Here is a 20,182-nt window from a genome sequence, read left to right as displayed (position 1 = left end):
CGGAATTTGAAGACTTGCGTAACAGGTCCGACATATAAAAGACAGGTGCGCATTGCATGGATGAAAACGGCAGGGGCATAAATGGTAATGAAGGAATTCGGCATGGGATATGACGACGCGTTAGGCAAACAAGCAATACTGACGCGGCGCGGACTGCTTGGCGGCATTGCAGCCACACTGGCCGCACCGTCTTTCGCACATGCTTTTGACGTTCCCGCTGAGCCGCGCCTACTGCATCATGACTATATGAAAATGCGCGAGCGCTTTCGCACCCGGCTGCTGCAAAAAGGCCCCGCCCCCGACAAATATGAGCCCTTGACCGCACCTGCGGGCGCCAACCGGATTTTCTACCGCTCAGGGCGTGGCGGTGAACTGACCCTGGCGGCCTGGGTATCCACCTATAAACGCGAGCGTAAACTGAAGCCCGCCGTGCTGTTCTTGCATGGCGGCAATGCCATGGGTGCTGGCCAGTGGGAGCCGCTGAAAGGCTATGCGGACGCTGGCTATGTGGTGATGATGCCCTCCATGCGCGGTGAAAACGGCCAGATGGGGATTTTTTCCGGTTTTTACGACGAAGTGGATGACGTGCTGGCGGCAGCCGACCGGCTCTCCCACCTGCCCGGCGTTGACCGCGAGCGGGTATTTCTGGCCGGTCACAGCATTGGTGGCACGCTTGCCATGCTGGCCGCGATGAGCACCCACCGCTTCCGCGCCAGCGTGCCGATATCAGGCAATCCGAATGCCTTCCGTTTTTTCAATCGCTATCCAGAAGACATTCGCTTCGACGACAGCCGCCCGCATGAATTCGAAGTGCGCAGTGCTGTCTGCTATGCCCATAGCTTCAAATGCCCGGTCAAACTGCTGCATGCCGAAACCGAAACCAGCTTCGAGGATAATGCCGCCCTGTTGATAAAGCGTGCAAGGGCCGCCAACGCCATCATCTCGTCGCAAGAGGTGGAAGGCAATCACACCAGCGAAATCCCCCATGCGGTGGAAGCCAGCATGCAGTTCTTCCATCAGGTCGCGGCGTGAGCGCCTGTTGCGCAAGTCTATAGACCGGAAGCGGTGTAAGAGGAAATTGTGCCGCGGGCTCAACCCGCAACATCCGCCTTCACTGAAAGGCGCTCTTGCGTCTAAGTGCGCGATAGAGCGTGGCGCGGCTGATGCCCATGTCGCGCGCCGCTCCCTGGACGGTGACAGATCCACCATGAATGGCACCACGCGCCACCTCCACATCCTGCGTCGTCAGCTTGACGGGCCGCCCTATGGCGCTGCCGCGCTGCCGCGCGGCTGACATGCCCGCCCGCGTTCGCTCGGAAATCAAACTGCGCTCGAACTGTGCGAGGGCGCCCATGATGTGGAAAATCAGAACGCCGCCAGCTGAAGCCGTATCGATACATTCGTTGACGGAATAGAGGCCAATTTTCCGCTCTCCAAGTTCCGTGACCATCTCGATCAGATGCGACAAAGAGCGCCCCAATCGGTCAAGGCGCCAGATCACCAGCGTATCGCCTGGTTTGAGCGCAGCAAGCGCCTCCATCAAACCCGGCCTTTGCCGCGTGGCGCCGGAGAGCCCCTGATCCGAAAAAATCCTCTCACATCCGACCTGCGCCAACGCCGAGAGTTGAAGATCAAGATTCTGATCACTGGTGGAAACGCGAGCATAACCAATACGCATCAGTCAAAAACACTCATAATAGATGAAATTTAAAGTCTCAAAGTTGAGATCAACAATAAGTGTATCATAATGGTTCCCTTTTAATCACAACCAGAGAGCGCGTTCAACCTAAAAAACGACCTTAAAGTGCTCATTTTTGGTGTTTTTTTTCTGGCAAGCAACAGCGGAGAGTTGAGCATTACAAGTAGAACGCAAACAATTCTCTATTTAGTTGTATATAATGTTAAAATATCCCTGGGTTGTATTTTTTATGTATCGGATTGCAAATGGGAACGCTTTCGAGACGGAGAAAACGTCCGAGAGCATCACATGACCCCAACTTAAGGATCTGGAAAATATGAAATATTCCCTGTCTCTCGAATTCGACACCGATGTCTTGGGCCTCATCAAGGAAGCCGGCCAGCGTGTGGCGGTTGCCAAGCCGGTCGGCAATGGCGCTCCGAACGTGATTTGGGTCGATATCGACCCCTTTCAGGTCACGACCATCGAATGGGAGGAGAATTACTGGATCTATGCTTCGACCGACAGCGTAGAACATGGCGTATCTATCAATAAGCTGAGCGAAGCCTCGAGAGACCCAGCGCTCGACGGCGGATACTACGAATTCACCAACAACAACATCTTCGCCCCCTTCCGAAAAAACAGCAGCGCGCTGCCGGTAAATACCGGCACCTATGCTGCAATCAACAACATGGATTTCGATCGCTATCCGGCCCTGACCTTCGGTCTTGCCCAGGACGCTCTCGTCAACAGGAAGCTGCATGAGCGTAAGCCGATCTCGGCCCAGACCGTGCTCGCCACCCAGTCGATCCGCATGACGCCCTTCACCTATGTCTACGTCTGGTTGCAGGCCGAATTCGAAAGCCAGACGATCATCACCGAGATCGCCGGCACGCCCAGCATTGCCAAGTTCGGCGGCAGCGTCTCCGAAATCTCCCTGAAATACGATCCGATCCACGGCCTGTTCGGCCAGGCGTGATCTGAGACACGTTGAGCCGCAGAGCCGACGCCTTCCCACCAAGGCGTTACCCTTTGCGGCTGAGCTTCGGCGGTCAGCATCCCCACCCCTGCGTGCTGACCGCCGGTTGATCGAAATATTCACTGCCCTGCTTCAACTCATGCCGGAACCCACCGGACGCAAGCGTCCGCACTCCGCCACTTATTCCTCAGGAGTCATTATGATCCATGTCCAAAAAGACGACAGTCTCGCCAATGTCATCGTCAATGCCTTTGCAAATGCTGCGGCACCGGCAGCCGTTGCCCTCGACCCTTACGTAACGGGTATCTCTCCCGAATCCATCACTATCACAGCCAATGGCTTCGAGCCGATCATCATCGACGACCCGCAGGACAATATCATGTATATCGTCTCGAGAAATGGGGACATCTTGGAAATCACCAATGTCCCAATCGTCGGATAGCCGAGGAGGACCAGCCCGCGCCTGATCCACAGGCGTACGGACGAACCAGTCGCTCATTCGTAGATGTGCCGGCCGAGCAAGGTTCGGCGGTAATAGCCGCCGAATCACACAACCCCGCCTGTAACAGAACGACCGTTTGCCATCCACCACCGGTATGCGGAAGAAAGATTGGATCATGCCAATCTGAAAATGCCTTTTTATGACCAACGCCGTGCTGACGCTCCATATTTGCGGCGGCTTTCTGCAAACGTCGGTCACCCACGCACACACGCCGCCATTTCTATCACCCGAGCAGATAACGGCCAAGCCCTGCGCCTCATCGCCACATCCTCCCCTCACCCGTTGCCTCCCGCCGCCAAACCCGGCAAAAGAGGCAATGACAGTCGAGGGCAGGATGTGAGTGACGAGAAGACCATCACGCTTTATGAAGCGATCGGCGGCGATGCGACGGTGAAGGCGCTGGTTGCCCGGTTTTACCAGTTGATGGACACGCTGCCGGAAGCGGCGCGCTGCCGGGCTGTTCATCCGGCTGATCTCACCGAAAGCGAAGAGAAGTTTTACGATTATATCACCGGCTATCTCGGCGGGCCGCCGGTCTATATGCAAAAGCGCGGCCATCCCATGTTGCGGCGTCGTCATTTTGTGGCGGAGATCGGGCCACAGGAGCGCGATGAATGGCTGTTATGCTTTCGCCGCGCCATGGACGAGACCATTGCCCACGAGAAGCTGCGCGAGATCATCTGGACGCCCATCGAAAAGCTTGCCCATCATATGCAGAACAAGGAATAGCGCCATGAGCCTGCGCGCATTGAGACCTCTCCTGCTGGTGTTATCCGGCCTGTTCGGTGCCTGCGGCGTCGGGCTGGCGGCAGCGGCGGCGCATGTGACGGGGGCTGGCAATCTGCTTGGCCCCGCCTCCTCGATTGCGCTCACCCATGCCCCCGCCTTGCTGGGGCTTTATCTGGCTGGTGACAGGATTCGCACCGCCACGCTATCCGGCCTGGTGATCGGCCTCGGCGTGCTGCTGTTTGCCGGTGATCTGGCAGTCAAGCAATGGACTGGCCAGAGCCTGTTTCCCATGGCGGCTCCGACCGGTGGTATTGCGATGATGGTGGGTTGGGCGCTGCTGGCGCTCGGCGCGTTTTTACCGCGCAGCTGATCAGCTGCTGCGGCGCGCCGCGTTGCGGTGCCATTGCGGCGGCGGAAAATCGATGACCTCGGCTGAAATGGCTTCCCGCCGCAACCCATGAGCCAAATGCTGGGTGCGCGACACGGGCCGCTCATGCAGGCCCGGCAGCCGGATAATGTCAGCCATCGCCGCCTGCCGTTCCCGGCCATCCTGCTGCCGCTCGTAGAGCGCGCCAATCAGCCCCTCGCCCGCCTGATCGCCAAGCTTGTGCAGCTCGATTATCAGGGTGCCGTCATTCCCGTCATGCATAAATCTGTCCCTTAATTGCTGTCAGAGCGGTCGTTCAACGTCTGAAGCGCCCGTTCCAGGCTGGATTTCGAGCCGTTGCGCAGCGGGATGAAGGTCTTGCCGAATTTCTTGCAGCCGCTCTTCACCCGCAGACACGCATCATGGCTAATACAGTCGATCGGGCAGAACACGCAGTCCACTGAAGGCAGCACAGTGTCGATGCGCGAAACGGCTTCCCGCAATCCGCCATCGTGATGGATCAGTTCAGCGCCGAAATTCGTGGCGATCTGGCGCAGATGCGCCACCTGGCAATCGCGCCCGCCGACATAGAGGAAGCTCTTGATATCTGCCTGGCCGCCTTTGTCATCAACCGGGGCAGCCGTTACAGCCCGCTTATCCGTCTGCTTCTTCTTTTTCGGCGCATTGTGTTTTGCCATGGACCGTCTCCTGTGTATGGCGGCGGCGTCTTGCCATCCTCGTGTCTGTTGCAACCACCCTACAAAACATGAGTAAAAGAGTAAAGTATATAGTGGAGGATTTTCATCATGTTTTATCGCAGGACATGACGGCCGAGGTTCGGCATCAAAAACTTGATAAAATCTTTGAATATCAGTCATTTGAACGATTTTCCGCATTGCGGCATATTCCAATTTTTACCGTTTGATAAATTTTTTATCCTGCGTTACGATTTTCCCAATCGCTTCGAACAAAAAAGAGGGAACTGCGATGCGAAAACTGGAACCGGGCCTGAAGGCCGGGCGGCTTGACGCTGCCGATTATGTGAAAAACTTCTCCGACCTGCATCCGCGCCTGGGCGACCATGAAGCGCTTGTCGCCTCTGACCGCTGCTATTTCTGTTATGACGCGCCCTGCATGACGGCCTGTCCGACCTCAATCGACATTCCGCTGTTCATCCGGCAGATCTCGACGGGCAATCCGACCGGCTCGGCCAAGACGATTTTCGATCAGAACATCCTTGGCGGCATGTGCGCCCGCGTCTGTCCCACCGAACAGCTCTGCGAAGAGGCCTGTGTGCGCAACACAGCCGAAGAACGCCCGGTGGAAATCGGTCGCTTGCAGCGTTATGCGACAGATCTGGCCATTGAACATGGCCACCAGTTCTACACAGCCGCCGCCTCAACCGGAAAGACCATTGCCGTGGTCGGTGCCGGTCCAGCCGGTCTGGCCTGTGCGCATCGGCTGGCCATGCATGGCCATTCCGTCACCATCTACGATACCCGCCCCAAGGCAGGCGGGCTGAACGAATATGGCATCGCCGCCTACAAAACCCCTGAGGGCTTTGCCCAGGCGGAAGTGGATTACATCCTGTCCATCGGCAATATCGACGTGCTGCATGGCCAGATGCTGGGCCGCGACTTCACGCTCGCCGACCTCAAGGCCAAGTTCGATGCGGTGTTTCTCGGCACCGGCCTTGGCAATGTCAACATGCTGACCATTCCCGGCGCCGACAGCAATGGCGTGATGGATGCGGTGGAGTTCATTGCTCATCTTCGCCAGGCAGACGCCAAAAGCGATGTACCGGTTGGACGCGATGTCGTCGTCATTGGCGGCGGCATGACCGCCATCGATGCGGGCGTGCAGGCCAAGCTGCTGGGTGCGGAAAACGTCACCATCTGCTACCGCCGGGGCAAGGAACATATGAATGCCTCGGATTATGAGCAGGATCTTGCCGCCTCCAAGGGCGTGCAGATCCGCCATTGGCTCCAGCCGAAAGAAGTTGCCCATCACGGCGGCCATGTCGCCTCGATCAGCTTTGAATATACCCATCTGGAAAACGGGCTGATGAAGGGCACCGGCCACATCACCGAGATCAAGGCCGACCAGATCCTCGTCGCCATCGGCCAGAAGCTCGACCCGGAAGGCCAGGAAAGCCTAGCGATGCAGGGCGGCAAGATCGCCGTGGATGCAGAAGGGCGCACCTCGCTTGCCGGTGTCTGGGCGGGCGGTGACTGCGCCTTCGGCGGCCAGGACCTGACGGTCTCTGCCGTTGCCATGGGCCGCGACGCGGCTGAAAGCATCAACCTGACGCTTGCTGCGAACGCCTCCGGCGTCAGCGCCGTCGCCTGAGCCGGAGGGATTGAACCATGGCTGATATCAGAAATAATTTCGTCGGCATCAAATCACCCAACCCCTTTTGGCTGGCCTCTGCGCCACCCACCGACAAGGCTTACAACGTCGAGCGCGCCTTCAAGGCGGGCTGGGGCGGCGTGGTGTGGAAAACCCTCGGCTCGGAAGGGCCGCCGGTCGTCAATGTCAATGGTCCGCGCTACGGGGCCATCTGGGGGGCGGACCGCCGCCTGCTGGGTCTCAACAATATCGAGCTGATCACCGACCGGCCCTTGCAGGTCAATCTTCAGGAAATGAAGATGGTCAAGATGAACTGGCCGGACCGCGCCCTGATCGCCTCGATCATGGTGCCCTGCGAGGAGGAAGAGTGGAGGGCGATCCTGCCGCTGGTTGAAGAAACCGGGGCTGACGGCATTGAGCTGAATTTCGGCTGTCCGCACGGCATGTCGGAACGCGGCATGGGGGCCGCCGTCGGTCAGGTGCCGGAATATATCGAAATGGTGGTGCGCTGGTGCAAGCAATATAGCCGCATGCCCGTCATTACCAAGCTGACGCCGAATATCACCGACATCCGCAAACCGGCCCGCGCCGCCAAGGCAGGCGGCACCGATGCGGTCTCCTTGATCAACACCATCAATTCCATCGTCTCGGTCGATCTCGACAGCTTCGCCCCCAACCCCAGCGTTGGCGGCAAGGGCAGCCATGGCGGCTATTGCGGCCCGGCGGTCAAGCCGATTGCGCTGAACATGGTGGCCGAAATCGCCCGCGCCCCGGAAACCTACGGCCTGCCGATCTCAGGCATTGGCGGCATCACCACCTGGCGCGATGCAGCGGAATTCCTGGCGCTCGGCGCTGGCAATGTACAGGTCTGCACCGCCGCCATGACTTACGGCTTCAAGATCGTTGAGGAAATGATATCAGGCCTGTCCGACTGGATGGATGCCAAGGGCCACGCATCGCTGGATGACATCTGCGGCCGCGCCGTACCGAATGTCACCGACTGGCAATATCTCAACCTCAACTATATCGCCAAGGCGCAGATCGACCAGGATGCCTGCATCAAATGTGGCCGCTGTCACATCGCCTGCGAGGACACGTCCCACCAGGCAATCACCAGCATTGTTGATGGTGCGCGCAAGTTCGAGGTGATGGAAGACGAATGCGTCGGCTGCAATCTCTGCGTCAATGTCTGTCCGGTCGAAAACTGCATCACCATGGTTGGGCTGGAGCCCGGCATGCTGGACCAGCGCACTGGCAAGCCGGTTGATCCGAACTATGCCAACTGGACAACTCATCCCAATAATCCGATGGCGGTGCAGGCAGCGGAATAAGTCCAACCGTCATTGCCGTGATGTTGGATTTCCGTTTGTGAGTATCTCAAAGCCTTAAATTGGCAGCAACTGAGAGTCTTTCGGGTTCAGATTGAACCAGACAGATTCTCAGTTTTTTTGTTTGTCATCTCGGGAAACCCGGTGACCACTTTCCCTTGGCAAATTTTATACCAAAGCTCGAAGATGATTACCCATCCTCACCGTAAGGGCATTCCACGCGTCACGAACAAAAATGATAGGGATCGGCGTGAATTGCATTCTTTTTTTAAATATTAGAAATATAAAACTAAAAACAAACCTGCGAAACTTGGTGAGAAAATTCAGGAATTCTCAATTTTTTCATGAACTGATGCAGTCGTTACTTTATCGCATGCTTGACGACAATATCCGTGCAGCGCATTGCACCCCTATCGTGGAGCGCGCTTCATCCAGATAACATGACAATACAATGCATCGACTATATCGCATGCAACCCTATTTTTATCTATGGATCATTGGAGAATTTCTCTCAAAAAACCCAGAATATTTGAGAGGAAATTCAATAAAATCATAAATTTAAATTTTTTAGAAATTTTCTTTTATTCAATAAATATCAATGGGATCAATTGGGAATTGGATAAATTTCTGCATCAATTTTTTTTACACAAAAAAGGAAATTTTAGAGAATTACTTTGCATTGAAATGATCACGCCTGCATAAGTATATTTGAATAAGAAGAGAGATCTATCCAGATCATCCAAAATGGGTGAAGCGATTGGGTTCAATCTTCGAAATGAATACTGCATCTTACGCTCTACCAAGGGCGACAGGATCTGACCGGGAATTTAGATCGATTCTCGGAAAAATCCGAGGCGAAAACAACAAGATCGAAAGTCCGTCAGGTGACGTAGGAGCCTGACAGACTCTAAAGAGCAGAACCGTAACATCGATATATCTGCACGTTGAAGAGTTTGATGATGATCATTTCTGCCTGGGCCGGTAACATTGTGGGACGTGTCAGGAAGCTTGCCAGCTTCTACTGGCCCGCTTTGATTGTTTGCACTGCGGTTTTCGTCACTATTTTTGCAATCGAAAGTCAAAATCGCAAAGCCTATATGGAAGACAGGAAGGCCGCGATTTCCGACAAGCTCAGCCCCGTCCGCGCCCGGCTGGAAGGCAATATCAAGGCTGACATCAAGATGCTTCAGGGCCTGCTTGCCGTACTTGAAACCGAGCCGGACATGAGCCAGGCCCGGTTTTCCGCCATTGGCCGGCGATTTTTCTCCAGGCCAGTCCGGTTGCGCTCAATCAGTCTTTCCTACGACATGCGGACAAGACTGACCTATCCGTTCATTCTCAACCAGGTTGGGCATGACTTTACCACCAACCCGCAAGAGCAAAAAGCCGCCGTCCAGGCCGAGAACAGCAATATCTATGTCATCACAGAGCCGATGAACCTGCCGACAACAGGCAATAGTCTCGTTATCTTTTACCCCATCGCGTCATCGAGCCTGAACGAACCGGCCAGCACGTCACCGGACTTGCCGGACCAGACGTCCCCTCAGGATAAGCCCTTCAGTCATGGCCTGCTGCGCGGCACCGTCGATGTGGAGCGGCTGTTTCGCGAAAGTGGCCTCTACGACCTCGATCTGAATGTCGCGCTTTACGCCGGTTCCGATACGCAGAACGCAGTCAGCACGGCGTTTTTCGGCGATCCCGCATTGATCGGCGCCAGCGCAGTGCGCATGGAGGTCAGTATCGGCGCACAGACCTGGATATTGGCGGCAGCGCCCAAGGGTGGCTGGCAACAACCTGCCAACGAAATCTGGTTTCGCCAGCTGGTAATGTTCATCCTGGCGCTGACGATCATCACGCCTTTCCTGTGGGTCGCGCATCTGCTGATGGAACGGCAGGCCAATATTGCCGAGCTTAACGAGCAAGAGCGAGAACTGCGCACTCTGTCGCAAAGATTGCAAATTGCGCTCGACGCCTCGCAAATCGGTGTGTGGGAAATGGATATCGGTAGCCTGGCCCTGACCTGGGACAATCGTATGCGCCAGCTTTACGACTGTGATCCGGCCCGTCCGATTGATACTCGCGAAGACTGGAGCAACTGCCTCCATCCAGAGGACCGGGAAAGTGCCACTCACGCTCTGGCCTCAGCTATCCGCACCGGCTCCAATTATTCGACAGAGTTCCGTATTCTGGATCGCAGCGGCCAGATACGCCATATCCGCTCCTTCGGCTCGATCTATCGCGATGCCGATTTTCGCAAGAAGATCGTCGGCGTGAACTGGAACATTACCGCGGATGTCAAACTGCATGAAGCCCTGCACGATGCCAAAACCGCGCTCGAGGCCCAGAACCAGGAACTGGAAAACGCCCGGCAGATCATGGAACATACGTCCCTGCATGATCCCCTCACCGGACTTGCAAACCGACGCTTCCTCGACCGGCATCTGGCAGAGATCGAAGGCCTCAGGGGTAACGGCAAATCTGTCGCTCTGCTGCATATCGATCTCGACCGGTTCAAGGAGATCAATGACACGCTGGGCCACGCGGCGGGTGATGCCATGCTGCGCCATGCCGCCAGCCAGATCAACGCCCATATGTCGCCGGGCGATTTTGCCGCGCGCATCGGCGGCGACGAATTCGTGGTGGTCAAGCACGACGAGAGCAGCCAGGCCGCAGCCCGCATCCTTGGCGAAACCCTGATTGATGCCATCAACCAGCCGATCAATTGGGAGGGCCAGGAATGCCGTGTTAGCGCCAGCATCGGCATCGCCCAGTCCTGCAACCACCACCCGCATCTGGAACAGGCATTGATCAATGCCGATATCGCGCTTTACGAGGCAAAACGGCGCGGCAAGAACCGGCTGGAATTCTTTTCCGACACGTTGAAGGAAGCGACCCTTTCCACCAAGCGCACCGCCGACGCCATTCTACGCTCGCTGGCCGATCACGATTTCATTCCCTATTTCCAGCCGCAATTTGACGCGCACACCATGCAGATTACTGGCGTCGAGGCGCTCGCGCGCTGGCAACATCCGCAGCTTGGTCTGTTGCCGCCGATTGCCTTCCTGTCGGTGGCCGAAAGCCTGAATGTCGTGGCCGCCATCGACAACAGCATTCTCGAACAATCGCTTGCCGAGGCCCGGCGCTGGCAGGAGCATGGGCTGGATACGCCGCATGTCTCCGTCAATATCTCTGCCCAGAGATTGTTCGACGAAGGGCTTGTCGCCCATCTGCGCGATACACCGCTTCCCGCTGGCGGCCTTGCCTTCGAATTGCTGGAATCGATCTCTTTCGACGACAAGGCGGAAGCCGCGGCAACCGCCATCAGCCAGATCAAAATCCTCGGCATCGATATCGAGATCGATGATTTCGGCACCGGATATTCCTCGATCCTCAGCCTTTTGAAGCTCTCACCCCGACGGCTGAAAATCGACAGGCAATTGACCCAGCCGATCATCGAGAGCAAGCAACAGCGACGGTTGATCGGCTCTATCGTCGAAATCGGTCGGTCGCTTGGCATTGAAATCATCGCGGAAGGTGTGGAGACCATGCAGCACGCCGACATTCTGCGGGATCTCGGCTGTCATACCTTGCAGGGCTACGGCCTGGCCCGCCCCATGAACGGCGACGACCTGTTCGCGCTTTTGAAGCGCCGATCTCTCGACCGCAAACAGGATGCCATCGCGCTCTGATGCTTTTTTGAAATGCCTTACTTTTGAACGAAAAGGGGTCGCCTCGCTTTGCCCTGCATCGTATAGAAAGCCTTGGCGTGACATGCGTGGCCGCCATCCACCTATAATTGCACAAAGATCATTCCGTGACAGCATCAACGATTTCCCCTGTGCCTGAAAAAGACAAGATAAAAGACAGGCACAACAGCCATGCCCGTGGCCGCGAGAAACTGAAAGCCCATCTGGCCGTTCTGCTGTTTGCCGTATTGCTCGCCACCTCCTTTTCCTTTGGTGGCATGGCGACCCACATGATCGATCCGATTGCGGTCCAGGCCCTGCGCTATATCGTTACCATCGCGCTGACCGCGTTCCTGTGCTTCCGCGTCAAGCGCTATCCGCTCAAAGCGCCGCGTCGCCCGGTCCGCTTCGTGATTATCGGCGCGCTGATGGCGACCTATATGATCAGCATGTTCATCGCCCTGCAATTTACCGCCCCTGTGGCGACCGGGGCGATCTTCACGATGATGCCGCTGATGAGCGCAGGCTTCGCCTGGCTATTGATGCGCCAGAAAACCCGTGGCCGAGTGATGGTCAGCCTGGTGATTGCCGCCATCGGCGCGATCTGGGTGATTTTTCGCGGCGATGTGCAGGCGCTGATCCATTTTGACATCGGTAAGGGTGAACTGATCTACCTCGTTGGGGTCACCGCCCATGCGATTTACGTACCGCTGCTGCGCAAATTCAACGAGAACGAACCGGCACTGATCTTCATGCTGTGGTCGGCGGTGGGGACGCTGGCCTTCATTCTGGTGCCAGGCCTGCCCCGGCTGATCGCCCTCGATTACGCCTCGATCTCCTGGCTTGGCTGGGGTCTGGTGCTCTATCTGGCCGTGGTGACGACGCTGATCACCTTCCTGCTGCTGCAATATGCCTCGCAGCGCCTGCCCGCCCCCAAGGTGCTGGCCTATAGCTACCTGACGCCGAGCTTCATCATTCTGCTGGAAGGCGCCATGGGCCATGGCTGGGCGCCTATCGCAGTGTTTGCCGGAGCATTGATCACCGCCGCCGGACTTCTGGCTATGGCCATGCTGCCAGACTGATCCCGTCCCGCCTTCACATTCCCGGCTGAAGACCTCGCAGGAAAAGCCCTTCCAGAAACCGCGCGGCATTTTCGAACCGGTCGTCTTCCGCCCTCCCCGCACCCAGCACGGCACGCACCTGCACGTCGAAATCAGCGTAATGCTGGGTGGTGGACCAGATCGAAAAAATCAGGTGATAGGGATCGCAGGCGGCAAGTTTGCCCGCCATGATCCAACTGCGGATCACCTCGGCCTTCTCATCGACCAGGTCTTTCAGCGGTCCTTTCAGCACATCCTCGATAATGGGCGCGCCCTGGAGGACTTCATTGGCAAACAGCCGGCTTTCGCGCGGAAAATCACGGGCCATTTCCAGCTTGCGGCGGATATAGCTGCGGATTTCCTCCTGCGGATCGCCCTCGGCATCAAAGGCGCGCAGCGGCTCAAGCCAATTGGCCAGCAGCCGGTCCATCAGCACCCGGTGCATCGCCTCCTTAGTGCGGAAATAATAGAGCAGATTGGGTTTCGACATGCCCGCCACCTCGGCGATCTGGTCGATGGTCGAGCCGCGAAAGCCGCGCATGGAAAACACGTCCAGCGCCGCTTGCAGGATGACCTCCTCCTTTTCCTCCTGTATCCGGGTTCGCCTCTGCGTCTTCGATGCCCTGGCTATTGCCATGCCCTCTCCCTGTCTTCCCCATGCCTGCCTGCGCCTTGCTGCTTCCAACCCTGCCCCGGAAGCCAGCAAACGCGCCACAAAAACCGGGCGAAAGCTTTGACCGAATTTTTCGCGTTTTTCGGCTTGAGTGCGACGCCGGAAGTTGTAATGTTTACCAATCGGTCAAATATCAATCACTGCCCTGAGAAAGGCAATGGTTGAGACCGAAACAAAGGCTCAAAAATAACAAGAGCTAAAAATGATGGGAACAGCGGTTTTCGATGGGCATCGAAATCCCTGCACAAATTAGGATTGATAAGATGACGGCTCACCCCGGTGCGAACCTGCGCGTAAATGCTGACCGGCTGTGGGACAGCCTGATGGACATGGCCAAGATTGGCCCCGGCATTGCTGGCGGCAACAACCGCCAAACCTTGACCGACGAAGACGCCGAAGGCCGCGCCCTGTTCCAGACATGGTGCGAAGCGGCAGGCATGACCATGGGCGTGGACCAGATGGGCACGATGTTCGCCACCCGCGCCGGCACCGACCCGGATGCCCTGCCCGTCTATGTCGGCTCCCACCTCGACACCCAGCCCACCGGCGGAAAATATGATGGCGTGCTGGGCGTGCTGGCCGCGCTGGAAGTGGTGCGTTCGATGAACGACCTTGGCGTTAAAACCAAACATCCGATTGTTGTGACCAACTGGGCCAATGAGGAAGGCGCGCGCTTTGCCCCGGCCATGCTGGCGTCTGGCGTATTTGCGGGCATGCATACGCTGGATTACGCCTATTCCCGCAAAGACCCTGATGGCAAGACCTATGGCGATGAGCTGAAGCGCATTGGCTGGCTGGGCGAGGAAGAGGTGGGTGCGCGCAAAATGCACGCCTATTTCGAATATCACATTGAGCAAGGGCCGATTCTGGAGGCCGAGAACAAGCAGATTGGCGTTGTGACCCACTGTCAGGGCCTGTGGTGGCTGGAATTTACACTGACAGGCCGTGAAGCTCATACTGGCTCGACCCCGATGAACCTTCGCGTCAACGCTGGTCTGGCCATGAGCCGGATTATCGAGATGGTGCAGGATGTGGCGATGAGCGAACAGCCGGGTGCTGTTGGCGGCGTCGGCCAAGTGTTCTTCTCACCCAACTCGCGCAATGTGCTGCCGGGCAAGGTGGTGTTCACGGTGGATATTCGCACGCCCTCCCAAGACAAACTCGACCGGATGCGGGCGAAGATTGAAGCCGAAGCCGCAACGATTTGCGAAGCGCTGGGCGTTGGCTGCTCGGTGGAAGCCGTCGGCCATTTCGACCCCGTTACCTTCGATCCCACGCTGGTAGGCCGCGTGCGCGATGCCGCTGAACGGTTGGGTTACAGCCACATGAACATCATTTCCGGCGCTGGCCACGATGCCTGCTGGGCGGCACGGGTTGCTCCATCAACGATGATTATGTGTCCGTGTGTTGGTGGGCTTTCGCATAATGAGGCCGAGGAGATTTCCAAGGATTGGGCGAGTGCTGGGTGTGACGTGTTGTTGCATGCGGTGTTGGAAACGGCGGAGGTTGTGGGGTGAGAGACGGAGTGTGCGGCACCCTTTGCGCTACACAACAACATCAGATGAAGATGAGTCGGCTGCGTCTTGGTCTCTTCTCCCCAGCGGGGAGAAGGTGCCGGCAGGCGGATGAGGGGGCCGAAGGCATGACGGACATTACCAAACGCCGCCCCGGCAAAACTGGACAGGCAAGACAGCTTCGTCAGAATGAAACCGATGCTGAATATCGACTGTGGGGCGATCTTCGCAACAGGTTGCTCAACGGTCATAAATTCTCACGTCAGGTGCCTCTCGGTGCCTATATTGCTGATTTCGTTTGCCGTGAACGCTGCTTGATTGTTGAACTGGATGGATGCCAACATGCCGAAAGCGCTTCAGACGAGATGCGAACAGCGTGGCTGAATGACCAGGGTTATGATGTGCTTCGGTTTTGGAACGGCGAGGTTCTCTCGGAGAGACGCGATGTTCTTGAAACAATCCTTGCCGTTCTGGAAGGCAAGATCACCGAGCGTTGTGGCACATTACGGTTCTATCCGGGGAAACGAGGACAGGAATGAGCAAGCCTAGGGGCCTTCGGCCACCCCCTCATCCGGCTCTTCGAGCCACCTTCTCCCCGCTGGGGAGAAGAGGGAGTGTGCCGCGCCCTTTGTGCTTTCCAATAGACGAAGCGGCTGCGTCCGGGTCTCTTCTCCCCCGCGGGGAGAAGGTGTCGGCAGGCGGATGAGGGGGGCCGAAGGCCACCAAACGACAACGAGAACAAACACGGGTGAACACACATGAGCACAGTCATCAAAGGCGGCACCGTCGTCACAGCCGATCTCACCTACAAGGCAGATGTAAAAATCGAGGGCGGGATCATCACCGAAATCGGCCCCGATCTTTCCGCCGATACCGTGCTGGATGCCTCCGGCTGTTACATCATGCCGGGTGGCATTGATCCACATGTGCATCTGGAAATGCCGTTCATGGGCACCTATTCCGCCGATGATTTTGAAAGCGGCACCCGTGCGGGTCTGGCTGGCGGCACCACCATGGTGGTGGATTTCTGTCTGCCCGATCCCGGCCAATCGCTGCTGGAAGCGCTGACCCGCTGGGACAATAAATCCACCCGCGCCAATTGCGATTATTCCTTCCACATGGCCATCACCTCCTGGGATGAGCGCATTTTCAACGAGATGCAGACCATTGTGCAGGACAAGGGCATCAACACATTCAAACACTTCATGGCCTATAAGGGGGCCTTGATGGTGAATGATGATGAGATGTTCGCCTCCTTCTCGCGCTGCGCCGAACTGGGCGCGCTGCCGCTGGTGCATGCCGAAAATGGTGATGTGGTGGCAGCCATGTCGGCCAAGCTACTCGCTGACGGCAATGATGGGCCGGAAGCGCACGCCTATTCCCGCCCTGCCGAGGTCGAGGGCGAAGCCACCAACCGCGCCATTATGCTGGCCGATATGGCGGGAGTTCCGCTCTATGTGGTGCATACCTCTTGTGAGCAGGCCCATGAGGCCATCCGCCGCGCCCGGCAAAAGGGCATGCGCGTCTATGGCGAGCCGCTGATTCAGCATCTGACACTGGATGAGAGCGAATATTTCGACAAGGATTGGGACCACGCCGCCCGCCGGGTGATGTCGCCACCGTTCCGCAACAAGCAGCATCAGGATAGTCTCTGGGCTGGCCTGCAATCCGGCTCACTCTCTTGCGTTGCCACCGACCATTGCGCCTTTACCACCGAGCAAAAGCGGTTTGGCGTTGGCAATTTCACCAAAATCCCCAATGGCACCGGCGGCTTGGAAGATCGCCTGCCCATGCTGTGGACCTATGGCGTGGCCACGGGCCGCCTGACCATGAACGAATTCGTGGCTGTCACTTCCACCAACATCGCCAAAATCCTCAATATCTATCCGAAGAAGGGCGCAATCCTTGTGAGGGCCGATGCCGATATTGTGGTGTGGGACCCGAAACGCTCCAAAACAATCTCGGCCAACAACCAGCAATCGGCCATTGATTACAACGTGTTCGAGGGCAAAACCGTCACTGGCCTGCCGCGCTTTACCCTGACCCGTGGTGTGGTGGCGATTGAGGAAAGCACTGTGAAAACGCAGGAAGGCCACGGCAAGTTTGTCAAGCGCGAGCCTTATCCGGCGGTGAGCAAGGCGCTGTCTACGTGGAAGGAACTGGTGTCGCCGCGCAAAGTCGAGCGTACGGGCATTCCGGCCAGCGGGGTGTGAGGATGAGCAAGCTCAGGATGGTGAGGGCTTATCTGGGCGCTGTAATCACAGGGCTAATGGTTTTCGCTCTCGTCATGCTGCCAATATTTCTCTTACCTTTGATGACGTCAAGTGAAACAAAATTCTCAACCGATGCGTTTTTAAACGGATCAGTCGGCTCATTTATATTAATTCTTATGTTTCTTGGATATGGTCTTCCAATATCCTTCATCATAGCCGCACCTTTTACTTTAATATGCATTTCCCTTATCGGAATTGCATGGAACGCAACGCATAGGAATTCTATTATTCTAGGTGCGTTGTGCCCACTAGTATCGACAGCATTTTTCACCATGCTGTTTATCATGCCGACGACGTCACCACCTGATCCTGAAAGCAACCGATTTAACGACTATATGTTACCGGCTCTGATCGTAGGTGCCGCATTGATCCCAAGCGGTGCCGTCGCCGGATCGGTTTTCTGGCGTCTGGGGCTGAGACCGAAGGCCTCTCCATCCAAACCCGCTCTTCAGGTGAAATCATGAGACATGGAAGATCGTAATGTCAGCCTCCCCCTACTCCGTCGTCTCCGCCAAAGACCTCTGTCTCACCTTCCAGACCAATGATGGACCAGTACACGCGCTGTCCAACGTGGATCTGGAGGTAAAAAAGGGCGATTTCGTTTCCTTCATCGGCCCATCCGGCTGTGGCAAAACCACGTTTTTGCGCGTCATTGCTGATCTGGAAAAGCACACATCCGGCACCATTACCGTCAATGGCATGACGCCGGAGAATGCCCGCAAGGAACGTTCCTACGGCTATGTGTTTCAGGCGGCAGCGCTCTATCCATGGCGCACCATTGAGCAAAACATTGCCCTGCCGCTGGAGATTATGGCCTATAGCCCGGATGAGAGGAAAAAGCGGATTGAGCAAACACTAGAACTGGTCAATCTCGCAGGCTTTGGCAAAAAATTCCCCTGGCAGCTCTCCGGCGGCATGCAGCAGCGCGCCTCTATTGCCCGCGCGCTGGCCTTTGATGCCGATCTGTTGTTGATGGATGAACCCTTTGGCGCGCTGGATGAAATTGTCCGCGATCATTTGAACGAGCAATTGCTGAAACTCTGGGATCGCACCAACAAGACCATCTGTTTTGTCACCCACTCGATTCCAGAGGCGGTTTATCTCTCCACCAAAATCGTGGTGATGAGCCCCCGGCCCGGGCGCGTGACCGATGTGATTGAATCGACCCTGCCACGGGAGCGACCGCTGGATATTCGCGAAAGCCCGGAGTTTCTGGCCATTGCCCATCGTGTGCGCGAAGGTTTGCGGGCGGGGCATAGTTATGAGGAATAGACTTCTCCCCATCCTCACCGTCATCCTTGCCATATTGATCATCTGGCATGTCTTCGTGGTCATTCTCAACGCGCCCTTTGTGCGCGATCAGGCAGCAAGAGCGGGTGAAACCATCACCACCGCGCAAGTGATTGAGCAAACCTTCAATCAGGAACGCCCCGTCCTTCCCGCCCCGCACCAGATCATTGCCGAGCTGTGGGATACGGTGATCGATAAGCCAATTACCTCCAAGCGCAGCCTTGTGTATCACGCATGGATCACCCTTTCGGCCACGCTCATGGGCTTTGGAATGGGCACTGCCCTTGGCATTTTGCTGGCCATTGCCATTGTGCATAATCGCGCCGTCGATAAATCGCTGATGCCGTGGGTGATCGCCAGCCAGACCATTCCCATCATTGCCGTGGCCCCGATGATTATTGTGGTGCTGAACGCCATCGGCATTTCAGGCCTGATGCCGAAAGCGCTGATTTCCACCTACCTGTCCTTCTTTCCGGTGGTGGTGGGCATGGTCAAAGGCCTGCGCAGTCCCGACGCCATTCTGATCGACCTGATGCGCACCTATTACGCCAGCAACACCCAGACATTTTGGAAACTGCGCATGCCCGCCGCCATGCCCTATCTGTTCACTTCGCTGAAAGTGGCCATTGCCATCTCACTGGTGGGTGCGATTGTGGGGGAATTGCCAACCGGAGCCGTCGCGGGCCTTGGCGCACGGCTGCTGTCTGGCTCTTACTATGGTCAGACGGTGCAAATCTGGGCAGCGCTGTTTATGGCGGCGGGGTTGGCGGCGCTGTTGGTGGCTATCGTCGGGCTTGCCCACACTGCGGTTCTGAAACGTATGGGAGAGCGGGCATGAGTGGGTATCTGCTGTTTGCGCTGATATTCTGGCTTGTCACATGGGGTGTGAATGAATGGCTGGTGCGCCAGCGCTTTGCCGCCCTGCCCGCCCAGCGCGCCGCCAATATCACTGTTCCGCTGCTGTTTGGCATCACGTTGCTGGTGATCTGGGAATGCGTGGTGCGCGGCTTCGATATCCCCTCCATTCTGCTGCCCGCCCCCAGCATGATCTGGACGCGGCTGATCCACTCCCTGCCCATCCTCTGGGCCGATTTCCAGCAGACGTTTTTGAAATCGGTGCTGACAGGCTATGTCGCAGGCTGCGGCCTTGGCTTTATCGTGGCCGTGCTGATTGATCGCTCACCGTTTCTGAAACAAGGCCTGTTGCCGATTGGCAATTTCGTCTCGGCCCTGCCCGTGGTCGGCGTGGCCCCGATCATGGTGATGTGGTTCGGGTTTGATTGGCCATCAAAAGTCGCCGTCGTGGTGATCATGACCTTCTTCCCCATGCTGGTAAACACCGTGCAGGGCCTATCTGCGGCAAGCACCATGGAGCGCGATTTGATGCGCACCTATGCCGCCAGCTGGTGGCAAACGCTGATCAAGCTGCGGCTTCCCGCCGCATGGCCGTTTATCTTCAACGCCTTGAAAATCAATTCCACGCTGGCGCTGATTGGGGCGATTGTCGCCGAGTTTTTCGGCACCCCCATCGTCGGCATGGGCTTTCGCATTTCCACCGAGGTGGGCCGCAGCAATGTCGATATGGTCTGGGCGGAAATTGCGGTGGCGGCACTGGCAGGTTCGGTTTTCTATGGTTTGGTGGCGCTGGCTGAAAAAGCCGTCACCTTCTGGCATCCGTCTGTCCGTGGTGGCCAGACTCGATAAAACATGAGAT

General features: G+C 56.9%; 20 protein-coding genes. 16 read left to right on the top strand and 4 right to left on the bottom strand.

The features are described 5' to 3' along the window. Positions 1 to 87: 87 nt before the first annotated feature. Entirely contained in the window at positions 88 to 1,032 is a 945-nt protein-coding gene (locus H1Y61_RS06490) for an alpha/beta hydrolase family protein (RefSeq protein WP_235680882.1), read from the top strand. A gap of 79 nt (positions 1,033 to 1,111) precedes the next feature. On the opposite strand, the gene H1Y61_RS06485 is transcribed toward H1Y61_RS06490, so the two are convergent. Continuing rightward, entirely contained in the window at positions 1,112 to 1,678 is a 567-nt protein-coding gene (locus H1Y61_RS06485) for a recombinase family protein (protein WP_156537023.1), read from the bottom strand. 337 nt (positions 1,679 to 2,015) lie between these two features. Here H1Y61_RS06485 and H1Y61_RS06480 point away from each other — a divergent pair, with 337 nt between their 5' ends. From H1Y61_RS06480 to H1Y61_RS06465, 4 genes are all read left to right on the top strand, one after another. After that, positions 2,016 to 2,657 carry a hypothetical protein gene (locus H1Y61_RS06480; protein WP_041696989.1) on the top strand — a complete coding sequence of 214 codons (642 nt, stop codon included), beginning with the start codon at positions 2,016 to 2,018 and terminating at the stop codon, positions 2,655 to 2,657. Between the two features lie 199 nt (positions 2,658 to 2,856). After that, complete coding sequence (locus tag H1Y61_RS06475) at positions 2,857 to 3,099, top strand: hypothetical protein (RefSeq protein WP_180574073.1); 243 nt, start codon at positions 2,857 to 2,859, stop codon at positions 3,097 to 3,099. A 396-nt stretch (positions 3,100 to 3,495) separates the two neighbouring features. After that, positions 3,496 to 3,888: a group II truncated hemoglobin gene (locus H1Y61_RS06470; protein ID WP_174083252.1), complete on the top strand. Its 393-nt coding sequence runs from the start codon at positions 3,496 to 3,498 to the stop codon at positions 3,886 to 3,888. 4 nt (positions 3,889 to 3,892) lie between these two features. Next, positions 3,893 to 4,258 carry a DUF423 domain-containing protein gene (locus H1Y61_RS06465; protein ID WP_180574072.1) on the top strand — a complete coding sequence of 122 codons (366 nt, stop codon included), beginning with the start codon at positions 3,893 to 3,895 and terminating at the stop codon, positions 4,256 to 4,258. On the opposite strand, the gene H1Y61_RS06460 is transcribed toward H1Y61_RS06465, so the two are convergent. Together H1Y61_RS06460 and H1Y61_RS06455 are read right to left on the bottom strand one after the other, a co-directional pair. Further along, a complete protein-coding gene (locus H1Y61_RS06460) occupies positions 4,259 to 4,537 on the bottom strand; it encodes a hypothetical protein (protein ID WP_180574071.1) in 279 nt (92 codons plus the stop codon). An 11-nt stretch (positions 4,538 to 4,548) separates the two neighbouring features. Beyond that, positions 4,549 to 4,953: a DUF2325 domain-containing protein gene (locus tag H1Y61_RS06455; RefSeq protein WP_015916881.1), complete on the bottom strand. Its 405-nt coding sequence runs from the start codon at positions 4,951 to 4,953 to the stop codon at positions 4,549 to 4,551. A gap of 289 nt (positions 4,954 to 5,242) precedes the next feature. Here H1Y61_RS06455 and H1Y61_RS06450 point away from each other — a divergent pair, with 289 nt between their 5' ends. The 4 genes from H1Y61_RS06450 to H1Y61_RS06435 all read left to right on the top strand — a co-directional run bounded on the left by H1Y61_RS06450 (position 5,243) and on the right by H1Y61_RS06435 (position 12,700). Further along, positions 5,243 to 6,604, top strand: coding sequence for an NAD(P)-dependent oxidoreductase (locus H1Y61_RS06450; protein WP_180574070.1), 1,362 nt, complete (start codon positions 5,243 to 5,245; stop codon positions 6,602 to 6,604). A 17-nt stretch (positions 6,605 to 6,621) separates the two neighbouring features. Further along, positions 6,622 to 7,935 (top strand): NAD-dependent dihydropyrimidine dehydrogenase subunit PreA, encoded by a 1,314-nt coding sequence (gene preA / locus H1Y61_RS06445; RefSeq protein ID WP_180574069.1) that lies wholly within the window; start codon positions 6,622 to 6,624, stop codon positions 7,933 to 7,935. A gap of 953 nt (positions 7,936 to 8,888) precedes the next feature. After that, entirely contained in the window at positions 8,889 to 11,621 is a 2,733-nt protein-coding gene (locus tag H1Y61_RS06440) for a putative bifunctional diguanylate cyclase/phosphodiesterase (RefSeq protein ID WP_180574068.1), read from the top strand. 125 nt (positions 11,622 to 11,746) lie between these two features. Further along, complete coding sequence (locus H1Y61_RS06435; RefSeq protein ID WP_180574067.1) at positions 11,747 to 12,700, top strand: DMT family transporter; 954 nt, start codon at positions 11,747 to 11,749, stop codon at positions 12,698 to 12,700. A gap of 13 nt (positions 12,701 to 12,713) precedes the next feature. Here H1Y61_RS06435 and H1Y61_RS06430 read toward each other — a convergent pair whose 3' ends face one another. Then, the gene (locus tag H1Y61_RS06430; RefSeq protein ID WP_180574066.1) at positions 12,714 to 13,355 is read right to left on the bottom strand and encodes a TetR family transcriptional regulator C-terminal domain-containing protein; all 642 of its coding nucleotides are present in this window, start codon (positions 13,353 to 13,355) and stop codon (positions 12,714 to 12,716) included. Between the two features lie 299 nt (positions 13,356 to 13,654). Between H1Y61_RS06430 and H1Y61_RS06425 the strand changes: the two genes are divergently transcribed. The 7 genes from H1Y61_RS06425 (at position 13,655) to H1Y61_RS06395 (ending at position 20,172) form a co-directional block, all read left to right on the top strand. Further along, complete coding sequence (locus H1Y61_RS06425; RefSeq protein ID WP_180574065.1) at positions 13,655 to 14,908, top strand: Zn-dependent hydrolase; 1,254 nt, start codon at positions 13,655 to 13,657, stop codon at positions 14,906 to 14,908. 44 nt (positions 14,909 to 14,952) lie between these two features. Beyond that, complete coding sequence (locus H1Y61_RS06420; RefSeq protein ID WP_180574428.1) at positions 14,953 to 15,444, top strand: endonuclease domain-containing protein; 492 nt, start codon at positions 14,953 to 14,955, stop codon at positions 15,442 to 15,444. A 219-nt stretch (positions 15,445 to 15,663) separates the two neighbouring features. Then, complete coding sequence (hydA, locus tag H1Y61_RS06415; protein ID WP_180574064.1) at positions 15,664 to 17,118, top strand: dihydropyrimidinase; 1,455 nt, start codon at positions 15,664 to 15,666, stop codon at positions 17,116 to 17,118. A gap of 2 nt (positions 17,119 to 17,120) precedes the next feature. Further along, entirely contained in the window at positions 17,121 to 17,642 is a 522-nt protein-coding gene (locus H1Y61_RS06410) for a hypothetical protein (RefSeq protein WP_180574063.1), read from the top strand. Positions 17,643 to 17,658: 16 nt separating this feature from the next. Beyond that, positions 17,659 to 18,450, top strand: a complete 792-nt coding sequence (locus H1Y61_RS06405; RefSeq protein ID WP_015916890.1) for an ABC transporter ATP-binding protein — start codon at positions 17,659 to 17,661, stop codon at positions 18,448 to 18,450. Further along, positions 18,440 to 19,306, top strand: coding sequence for an ABC transporter permease (locus H1Y61_RS06400; RefSeq protein ID WP_060718112.1), 867 nt, complete (start codon positions 18,440 to 18,442; stop codon positions 19,304 to 19,306). The genes H1Y61_RS06405 and H1Y61_RS06400 overlap by 11 nt, the downstream gene beginning before the upstream one ends. Next, positions 19,303 to 20,172 carry an ABC transporter permease gene (locus H1Y61_RS06395; protein WP_180574062.1) on the top strand — a complete coding sequence of 290 codons (870 nt, stop codon included), beginning with the start codon at positions 19,303 to 19,305 and terminating at the stop codon, positions 20,170 to 20,172. Before H1Y61_RS06400 ends, H1Y61_RS06395 begins: the two co-directional genes overlap by 4 nt. Positions 20,173 to 20,182: the final 10 nt, after the last annotated feature.

The organism is Agrobacterium vitis, assembly GCF_013426735.1.
Classification (GTDB): domain Bacteria; phylum Pseudomonadota; class Alphaproteobacteria; order Rhizobiales; family Rhizobiaceae; genus Allorhizobium; species Allorhizobium vitis_D.
Note: the sequence above shows the minus strand (reverse complement) of the source record. Positions and strands in the feature narration are given on the sequence as shown.